This window comes from Dethiosulfovibrio peptidovorans, assembly GCA_002748665.1.
Taxonomy (GTDB): domain Bacteria; phylum Synergistota; class Synergistia; order Synergistales; family Dethiosulfovibrionaceae; genus Dethiosulfovibrio; species Dethiosulfovibrio peptidovorans_A.
The window spans coordinates 20,401-30,040 of record PDTB01000007.1; the positions used below are offsets into that span (position 1 = coordinate 20,401).

Below are 9,640 nucleotides of genomic sequence, written 5' to 3' on the forward strand. Positions count from 1 at the left end.
ATGACTGACTTCAAGTACAGTGCCGACCGGGGATTTTACTCCCTGGTCGAGCGCTTCGGCAACAACCTGGAGCTATGGCTTCAGGTTCCGGTTCTCATCCTGGCCGTGATCATGACGGTCTCAGTCCTCTTAGGTGTTCTCTTCCGGTATGTGTTTCAATCCCCCTTGGGTTGGAGCGAGGAATTCTCCCGCTATGTCATGATATGGATGGCCCTGCTCTCCGTGGCTCTCTGTATCTGGAGGCAGGAACACGTGGGGGTCACCATGTTTGTCAAGAAACTTCCCCGCTCTTTAGCCAAAGGGGTTATCTTTGCCTCCAACGGTCTTAATTTGGCTTTCCTGTCGGTTCTGATGATCTACGGTTTTCAGATGGCCCAGCGGGGTAAAGCCCAGATCGCCACGGGTTTAGGAACTAGCATGGAGTGGTGGCTCATGTCGGTTCCCGTGAGTGCGGGGATCTGTATGGTCATGCTGATCTGTAAAATGATCCTGGATATTCGTCGGACCGATCTGGACGAGATGCTCATGTCCGAGGAGCTTGTGGATGCTGTAAAGCGAGAGGAAGGCCTCGACTTCTAGTCGAGCGGGAGGGAAGAAGGGATGACAGGATTTCTCAGCACGGCCTTTGTCGTATTGATCCTTGTCGGTATGCCTATCGGATTTGTCCTTGGTGTCGCTGCCATGATGGGTATGATCAAGATGGGGGGCGGGACCATTCTCAACTTGGTTCCCCAGCGGTATTTCGCAGGGGTGGACATGTTTACCCTCATGGCCATGCCCTTCTTTATCCTGGCCGGGGAGATCATGAACAAGACGGGGATCACTCGGAGGCTGGTGGCTTTCAGCAACATCCTGGTAGGGCATCTTCAGGGCGGTCTGGCTCACGCAAATATCGTGGCCTCCATTTTTTTCGCTGGTATCACCGGAGCTGCGGTAAGCGACACGGCGGCCATCGGCTCTATGCTCATCCCAGCCATGGTAGATGAGGGATATGATAAGGATTTCTCGGCGGCAGTGACGGCGGCATCCTCCATCATCGGTCCTACCATCCCGCCGTCGAACATCATGGTCATATACGGAGCCTTCATGCAGGTTTCCATCGCAGGTCTCTTCATGACTGGCCTGATTCCTGGCCTCATCCTGGGTCTGGCTCTTATGATTCTCACCGCCCGGATCGCCAAGCGGCGTGGTTATCCTGTGGGCGAGCAGCGGGCCAGCGTGAAGGAGATGCTTGTGGGTCTCAAGGACGCTGCCGTGGCACTCCTCATGCCTCTCATCATTCTAGGGGGCATCCTCTCGGGGATGTTTACCCCTACGGAGGCGGCTGCCGTGGCTGTGGCCTACGCCATGCTTCTGGGCTTCTTCGTCTATCGAAACCTCACGCTTCGAGACCTCGTACCCATCTTCCTCAAGATGGCGCGGACCACTGGGGTGGTCTTCCTCGTTATCGCTGCGGCGTCCATTCTGGGCTGGGTTTTGACCATCGAGCAGATACCCGAGAAAGTGGCTAGCTTCATGCTGAGCATCAGCGATAATCGATACGCGGTCATGGGGCTGATCCTGGTTCTTCTGCTCGCTGTGGGGATGTTCATGGACATCGCTGCAGCTTTGATTATCCTGGGTCCCATTCTCCATCCTCTGGCGGTGGAGCTGGGATATCATCCGTTGCACTTTGGGATCATCATGGTCTTGGCTCTGAACATCGCCTTGATGACGCCCCCGGTGGGAGCCTGTCTCTTTGTCGCCTGCGGCATCAGTAAGTTGACTTTGGAGCAGATCAGTCGGGAAATATGGCCCTTCATACTCGTTGAGGTAACGGTTCTGCTGATTATCACCTTTGTTCCGGCCATACCTTTAGCTCTTCCTCGATTTATGGGGCTGGTTGGCTGACGACAGGCAGAGAAATTTTTGCTGAAAGAGAGGCGGTATAGGTGAACATTCCATTCAAGAAAGTCCTCGCCAAGGCGGAGGAATATAAAGGCGACATGGCCTGTTTTCTTCGGGACATGATCTCCATCCCCAGCGAAAGCTGCGAGGAAAAGAAAGTCATTTATCGGATCAAAGAGGAGATGGAAAAGGTCGGATTCGACCGGGTTGAGATCGACCCCATGGGGAACGTTTTAGGATACATAGGTCACGGCAAGCACCTGGTTGCCATGGATGCTCACATCGACACGGTAGGTGTGGGTGAGATCAAGAACTGGACCTTTGATCCCTATGGGGGCATGGAGGACGGCGACGTCATCGGCGGCCGGGGAGGCAGCGACCAGGAGGGTGGCATGGCCGCGATGGTCTATGCCGGTAAGATCATCAAAGATCTGAGCTTAGAGGACGACTACACCTTTCTGGTTACCGGTACTGTCCAGGAGGAAGACTGTGACGGTCTATGCTGGCAGTACATCATCCAAGAGAGCAAGATTCGCCCCGAGTTCGTGGTGAGCACGGAGCCCACGGATTGTCGTATCTACCGGGGACACCGGGGGCGTATGGAGATCAAGGTGGAGACTCACGGGGTCAGTTGTCATGGTTCGGCTCCTGAGCGGGGAGAGAACGCTATCTACAAGATGGCCCCTATCATCATGGAGCTTCGGGCTCTCCACGAGAACCTGAGGAGCGACGACTTTCTGGGCAAGGGCAGTCTGACCATTTCCCAGATTTACCACACGTCTCCGTCCCGCTGTGCCGTAGCGGATGGATGTACCATATCTATCGACCGGCGGCTTACATGGGGCGAGACCTGGGAGGAGGCTCTTCAGGAAGTTCGGAACCTGCCGGCGGTGAAGGAGGCCAAAGCCGAGGTCTCCCTGTACTCCTACGACAGGCCGTCCTGGACTGGTCTTGAGTATCCTATCGAGTGCTACTTCCCGTCCTGGAAGGTTGAGGAGGACCATCCGGCGTGTCAGACCCTCGTTGAGGGCTACCGGAATCTCTTCAAAAACGAGCCCGTTGTGGATAAGTGGACCTTTTCCACCAACGGCGTCTCCATTATGGGGCGCCACGGCATTCCTGTGATCGGATTCGGTCCCGGAAAAGAGGAAGAGGCTCATGCACCCAACGAAAAAACCTGGAAGAGCCATCTGGTAACCTGTGCCGCACTGTACGCTGTGATCCCATCGCTGTATGTGGATAAATATTGCTCCAAAATAAACTGAGAAAAAGGGAGACAGAGGACATGAACACCATCTTTCGAGGCAAGCATTTCATCACCCTAGACGAGTGGACCAAGGAGGAGATAGATACCCTCATGGCGGTATCGAAGGATCTGAAAATCGCCTTCGCTGTTGGGCGTTCCACCATATACCTGCCCTATCAAACCGTCTTCATGATGTTCTTCGAACAGTCCACTCGGACCAGAAACTCCATGGAGGCGGGCATCACACAACTTGGCGGTCACGGTCACTTCCTGGATACGAGCACCATGCAGGTCTCCCATGGCGAGGTAGCCAAGGACACGGCGGTTATCCTCTCTCGGATGGGTCATGCTATCTCTTGTCGGAACTGCTTCTGGGGTGTCGGAAACACCTATCTTCGGGACATGGCAGCACACGCCACCGTGCCCGTTCTCAACCTTCAGGATGATCTTTTCCATCCCATGCAGGGCGCTGCTGACCTGCTCACCATCCAGGAGAAGCGGGGCGACAACCTGAAAAACCTCAAGGTCTCGATCATCTGGGCCTACGCGACCACCCATAAAAAGCCCATCTCGGTGCCATTGACACAGAGCCTGCTCTTCCCCCGATACGGCATGGACGTCACCCTCGCCTACCCCGAAGGCTACGACCTGCCGGAGTGGGTCATCAAAAAGGCCGAATCCTACGCCAAAGAAACTGGCGGCTCCTTCAAAATTACGCACGATCAGGACGCAGCCTATCGCGATGCCGACGTGGTCTTCCCCAAAAACTGGGGCTCCTGGGTTACGAATCAAAGCACCGATGTGTTGGATGCGACTTTGGAAGCGAACAAGGCCTGGAAATGTACCGCTGAGCGGTTTGCCCTCACGAATAAAGACTGCCTCTACATGCACGCCTTGCCGGCAGATCGGGTCAACGAGGTCGACGACAGCGTTATCGACGGCCCCAACTCAGTTATCTACGATGAGGCGGAGAACAGGCTCCACACGGCCAAGGCCGTTATGGCTCTGACCATGGGTGGCCGGGGCATATAGTATTTATCGGCTTATAAAGCGCACATTGGCGAGTTGAGGGGCGTTTACCCCTCGGCTCTTGTCGGTTTCTGCGAGAGAACGGAGGGATATGAGTATGAGACACAAATTAGGTGCTGTAAGTCTGGCTATTGGATTGATTCTGGCGGCAACGTTGGCAGCCTGGGCTGGGGATAAGAAGCCCGGAGACTACAAAATCGTTCTCATTTTACCGGGGCCGATCAACGATCAGAGCTGGAACGCAACCAACTATGCCGGGCTGACTGCGTGCAACAAGACGCTTGGTACAGCTATGGAGTATGTGGAGAACGTTCAGCCCAGCGATTACGAGTCCACCTTCAGGAACTATGCCGAGAGAGGCTACGACCTGATCATGGCAGCGGGAACCCAATTTGATGAGACTGCAAATCGAGTGGCTGCCAAGTATCCCAAGTCCGTTTTTTGCGTGGTCAACGGTATGGTATCTGGCGGGCCCAATGTTCGGCCAGTCCTTCCTAAAGAATACGAAGCCAGCTATCTGGCTGGGATCATAGCTGGCTTCACCACAAAAAGCGGCAAGATCGGCATGGTCGGTGGTTTCCCGAATAAGCTTATGGTTCGCCTGATGAACACCTACGAATACGGTGTTCGGATCGGCGCTCCCCGGGTAGAGGCTAACCGGGCCTATGCCAACTCCTGGAGCGACGTGGCCCTGGGTAAGCAAATGGCCTCGGCTATGATCGATAAAGGTGCCGACGTCCTGTTTTTTTATGCCAACCAGGTGGGTTTAGGTGCTATCCAGGCAGCTAGGGAGAAAGGTGCCAAGTTTGTCGGCTTTGCCAGCAACCAGAACGATATTGCCAAGGGAACGGTCGTGGCCAGTGTGTATTTTGATTTCTCAGCCATGTACACCTGGGCACTGAAAAAGTTTATGGCAGGAGAACTTGCGCCTGAGGTCAACGGTGCTGGTGTGGCTGAAGGCATTGTCAAGGTCGCATTCACGGATCAGGTCTCCAAGGAAGTGCAGGAGTATGTACATCAGGCTGAAAAAGCCATCGCTTCTGGGACGGTTCTTTATTTTGCGTCTCAGTTTCCTGAGTCTCTGAAGTAAGTATCGATGCATGGGCGGACTGCCGTGAGGCAGCCCGCCCATCTCCGTTTTTAAGGAGGTATGAGACATGAGCGATGGACAAGAAGGGGTGCCTTTGGCAGTAGCTCTTCGAGGTATCGTCAAACGGTTCCCCGGAACGGTTGCGAACGACGGTGTTGATCTCGATGTCCGTTCTGGCGAGGTTCTGGCTCTTTTGGGCGAGAACGGAGCGGGTAAGACCACTCTGATGAAAATTCTCTATGGGATGTACAGGCCCGACGAAGGGGAGATCATCGTGAATGGTCGCTCTGAGAAGATCGACTCGCCCCAGAAGGCTATGGCGTTGGGGATAGGAATGATCCACCAACACTTCAGCCTGGTGCCGGTTCATTCGGTAGCGGAGAACGTCGCTTTGGGACTGGGATCCCTGGTAGCTCGCCTTGATCTGGACACTATCTCCCGGGAGCTCGAAAGGCTGGGCGAGTCGTACGGTCTCGCTGTGGAACCTGGAGCTATCGTCCGAGAGTTACCCGTGGGCAAGCAGCAGAGAGCCGAGATTCTCAAAGCCCTCTATCGACAAGCTCGGATCCTGATCATGGATGAACCGACAGCGGTTCTCACCCCCCAGGAAAGCGAACGACTCTTCGACTTCGTTCGTGAGTTCGTTGATCAGGGCAACTCGGTGATTCTCATCACTCACAAACTGGGAGAAGTCATGGCGGTGGCCGATCGGGTGGCTGTTATGCGCGATGGTCGGATGATCGGAACTGTCTGTACCTCCGAGACAAGTACACAGGATCTGGCCCGGATGATGGTTGGTCGGGAGTTGACCCTGGTTTCGGGCGAGAGATCTACAGATCCGGGTGGGATCGTTCTGGAGGTACGAGATCTGACCGTACGAGACTCTCGGGGAGCGTTGGCTCTGGATGAGTTGTCCGTGACAGTGCGTTCCGGTGAGATCTTTGGTGTGGCTGGTGTCAGTGGCAACGGCCAACAGGAGCTCGCCGAGGCGCTCTGTGGGCTTTGCCGTCCGATATCGGGGTCTGTCAGCCTTGATGGGCAGGATATCACGTTTGCGTCATCGTCAGAGAGGATTGCTTTGGGAGTGGGGTACATTCCTGCAGATAGGCACCGTGAAGGGCTGGTTCTGGACATGTCCATCGAGGAAAATCTCATGCTCAAAAGCAGTTTGGATTCTCGCTTTGCTCGAAGGGGCGTTCTCCAATTGGATGAAATCCGCCGTCACGGTGAGGAAATGGTTCGACGTTTTTCCGTAAAGACTCCCTCTCCGGCAATTCGAGCTAAGCTGCTCTCAGGCGGTAATCAACAAAAGGTTGTCGTCGCTCGGGAAAATCAGGTGGGGACTCGTCTCCTTGTAGCTATGCAGCCCATTCGAGGTCTCGATCTCGGTGCTGCTGACTATGTTCACTCCGTTCTTATGGAAGAGCGAAGCAAGGGCAAGGCTATTATCCTCATTTCTACCGAACTCTCTGAAGTTCTCACTCTTTCGGATCGGATCGGGGTCATTTATCGAGGCCGTCTCCTCGAAGTTTTTGACAGGGATCAGTTTGACGTTGAGAAAATTGGCCTCCTCATGGCCGGGGTGGAGGTGCCTTCTCATGCCTGATCGTTCTGGGAGATTGAATCTGTCGGTCTTTTTCTGGCCTCTGGTGTCCGTTGCCATGGGGTTGGTCGCCAGCGGTTTTATGATGACCCTTCTGGGGGCGAATCCGCTGCTAGTGTACAGTCGCTTGGTCTCGTTGGCTTTTCGTGATGTCTACAATGTGGCGGACATCTTTGCTAAAGCCACTCCCTTGATTCTCACGGGATTAGCGTTTGGATTCGCCTTTCGGGCTAAACTGTTTAACATCGGTGCTCAGGGGCAGTTTTATCTGGGATGCGCTGCCTCGGCATGGTGTGCTCTTCGGTTAGGACATCTCTCCCCCTGGCTGCTTCTCCCGAGCTGTCTTGTGGCATCTGTGGTTGCTGGAGCTCTGTGGGCGGCTCTTGTCGGCTATGCAAAAGCTCGGTTCAACGCCAACGAATTTTTAGTCAGTATGATGTCCACATATGTGGCTCTGGCTGTTATGAACTATTTGCTTCGAGGCCCGCTGAAGGAGACGAAGGGCGAATATCCTCAGACCGATGTTTTAGCGGAAGGAAGTTGGATTCCCAAGCTTGTGCCTCATACCAGACTGCACTGGGGTTTGATAGTTGCTTTGGCAGTAGCTGTGCTTGCCTGGTTTATTTTGTGGCGCACCTCTTTAGGGTATCGGATTCGGGCTGTAGGCATGAACCCTGATGCTGCAAAGTATGCTGGGATTGACAGCGGACGAATCTTCGTGACAGTCTTTGCCCTGAGCGGTGCTTTTGCGGGTCTTGCGGGGTTCACTCAGGTCAACGGTATTCAGCACATGCTCGTCCAGGGATTCAGTCCAACTTTAGGGGCTGAGGGAATCGGCATTGCCATACTTGGCAACGCTCATCCGTTAGGCATCGTCCTGGCGGCTCTTCTCTTTGGTGCTCTCCAGGTTGGAGGAAATCTCGCAGTTCAGACCTCTGGCGTTCCTGCCAGTATCGTTGCCATTATGGAAGGGTTCGTCATGCTTTTTGTGATCCTCTCATGCGCTCTTCAAGCTCATCTGGCCCTTCAAAAAAGTAGACGACAATCCTCTGAAAAGGAGGGTGAACGATGATGTGGATAGGTCTTCTGGCAGGGGCTGTTCAGATGAGTACCCCGCTCATGATCGGGAGTCTGGCCGAAGTTCTGGCCGAGCGTACGGGAGTTATGATCATCGCTATTGAGGGAATTTTTCTTTTGGGAGCCTGGGGAGGATTCGTCGTGGCGTACTCCTCGGGGAGCCTTTTCCTCGGTCTCATCGCTGCTGCAGTTGTGGGTGTTTTAGTGGCTGCCGTGTATGGTCTGTTTACCGTACGGCTCAAGCAGCATCAGATCGTTACCGGGACGGCGCTCAATATTTTTGCTGCTGGGTTGGGGCTCTTCCTCTATCGTGTTCTCTTCGGGATCCCCCTGCTGCCTTTGACCGTTGAACCGCTGCGTCCTTTAGCGGTACCTGTTCTTTCGTCCATCCCTGTGATCGGCCCTGTTCTCTTTTCACAGTCTGTTCTGACGTATCTGGCCTGGGCCCTGGTTCCAGTCGGGTACTGGGTGCTCTATCGGACTCACCTGGGGCTTATTCTCCGATCAACAGGCGAGAACCCTGAAGCCGTTGAAGCTGCCGGGATTGACGTGGAGACCGTCCGATTTCGAACGGTTTTAGTTGCCGGAGCCATGGATGGACTGGCCGGTGCTTTTTACTCTCTCGGCTTTTTGGGTATGTATACAAACGATATCATCGGTGGACGGGGATGGATCGCTTTTGCTATCTGTTTTTTGGGAAACTGGAACCCTCTTGGAGTTCTGATAGGGGCTTTGGTCTTTGGGCTTGCCGATGCCATGGCCATTCAGCTTCAGACCTCGGGGATTACCGCAGTGCCTAACGAGTTTCTGATTGCCATCCCCTACATCCTCACCATAGTGGCTACCGTCGCTCGGCAAAAATTTAACGTTCCAGCTACCTTGGGAGTTCCCTATGGCAAGGAGAGGAAATAACCAAATTTGTGAACCTGTCTTGTGGTGGAGGTGATTTATAGTGTATGATTTGGTGATCCAGGGTGGAGATGTGGTGACCCCTCAAGGTACGTTTAAGTGGGATATAGCGGTACATGACGGAGTCGTTGCGGCTCTTGGATCCGATCTGATCGGTCGAAGAATAGTGAACGCTGAAGGCTTATTGGTTCTCCCTGGCGTGGTTGATGCCCACGTACATATGGCTCTTCCGGTTCGGGGAAGCCGTTCCAGTGACGACTTTTTATCGGGAAGTCGGGCCGCCGCCGCAGGCGGGGTGACCTCCATGGTGGACTTCACCGTGGGAAGCGCCGAGACCAGTCTGCCTGATGATATCGACCATCGATTGGAGACCGCCAGGGACGCGGTGATCGATTACGGCTTTCACGGCGAGGTCATCGGCTGGCGACCCGGTCGGGAGGATCACCTGAACGCCGCCGTTGCCAAGGGCGTGACGAGCTTCAAGTTTTTCACGGCCTACGGTGATTCGGGACGACGCTCCGACAGCGGGACATTGTATCGGTGTTTTTCCCGAATCGCCGAACTCGGGGCTGTGGCTGTGGTTCACGCAGAAGATGACGACCTGATCCGGGCCCTAACCGGTGAGTTGACCGAGACGGAGCGGGAATCCATGACCGCTTTAGCACTCACCAGGCCTGATCTGTGCGAAGGTGCTGCCGTGGATCAGGTGGCCTTTTATGGAGAGGTCACGGGAGCTTCGGTTCATATCGTACACGTCAGTTCGGCTCTGGGAGCGAGTCGAATTGCCCTTGCCCGGGGC

Annotated in this window: 9 protein-coding genes; all 9 read left to right on the forward strand. The window is 54.6% G+C overall.

The genetic code is table 11. The features are described 5' to 3' along the window. Positions 1-579 (forward strand): C4-dicarboxylate ABC transporter permease, encoded by a 579-nt coding sequence (locus CSA35_00675; protein PIE55496.1) that lies wholly within the window; start codon positions 1-3, stop codon positions 577-579. A 21-nt stretch (positions 580-600) separates the two neighbouring features. After that, positions 601-1,890, forward strand: coding sequence for a C4-dicarboxylate ABC transporter permease (locus tag CSA35_00680; GenBank protein ID PIE55497.1), 1,290 nt, complete (start codon positions 601-603; stop codon positions 1,888-1,890). A gap of 41 nt (positions 1,891-1,931) precedes the next feature. Then, positions 1,932-3,152, forward strand: a complete 1,221-nt coding sequence (locus tag CSA35_00685) for a YgeY family selenium metabolism-linked hydrolase (protein ID PIE55498.1) — start codon at positions 1,932-1,934, stop codon at positions 3,150-3,152. 20 nt (positions 3,153-3,172) lie between these two features. Further along, the gene (locus tag CSA35_00690; protein PIE55499.1) at positions 3,173-4,165 is read left to right on the forward strand and encodes an ornithine carbamoyltransferase; all 993 of its coding nucleotides are present in this window, start codon (positions 3,173-3,175) and stop codon (positions 4,163-4,165) included. A 94-nt stretch (positions 4,166-4,259) separates the two neighbouring features. Beyond that, positions 4,260-5,252, forward strand: a complete 993-nt coding sequence (locus tag CSA35_00695; protein ID PIE55500.1) for a BMP family ABC transporter substrate-binding protein — start codon at positions 4,260-4,262, stop codon at positions 5,250-5,252. 88 nt (positions 5,253-5,340) lie between these two features. Beyond that, positions 5,341-6,858 carry a heme ABC transporter ATP-binding protein gene (locus CSA35_00700; protein PIE55505.1) on the forward strand — a complete coding sequence of 506 codons (1,518 nt, stop codon included), beginning with the start codon at positions 5,341-5,343 and terminating at the stop codon, positions 6,856-6,858. Next, entirely contained in the window at positions 6,851-7,927 is a 1,077-nt protein-coding gene (locus CSA35_00705) for an ABC transporter permease (GenBank protein ID PIE55501.1), read from the forward strand. Before CSA35_00700 ends, CSA35_00705 begins: the two co-directional genes overlap by 8 nt. Further along, positions 7,927-8,844, forward strand: a complete 918-nt coding sequence (locus CSA35_00710) for an ABC transporter permease (GenBank protein ID PIE55506.1) — start codon at positions 7,927-7,929, stop codon at positions 8,842-8,844. Before CSA35_00705 ends, CSA35_00710 begins: the two co-directional genes overlap by 1 nt. Positions 8,845-8,884: 40 nt before the next feature. Further along, positions 8,885-9,640, forward strand: a 756-nt coding sequence (locus CSA35_00715; protein PIE55502.1) for a dihydropyrimidinase, incomplete at its 3' end; no start/stop codon positions are given.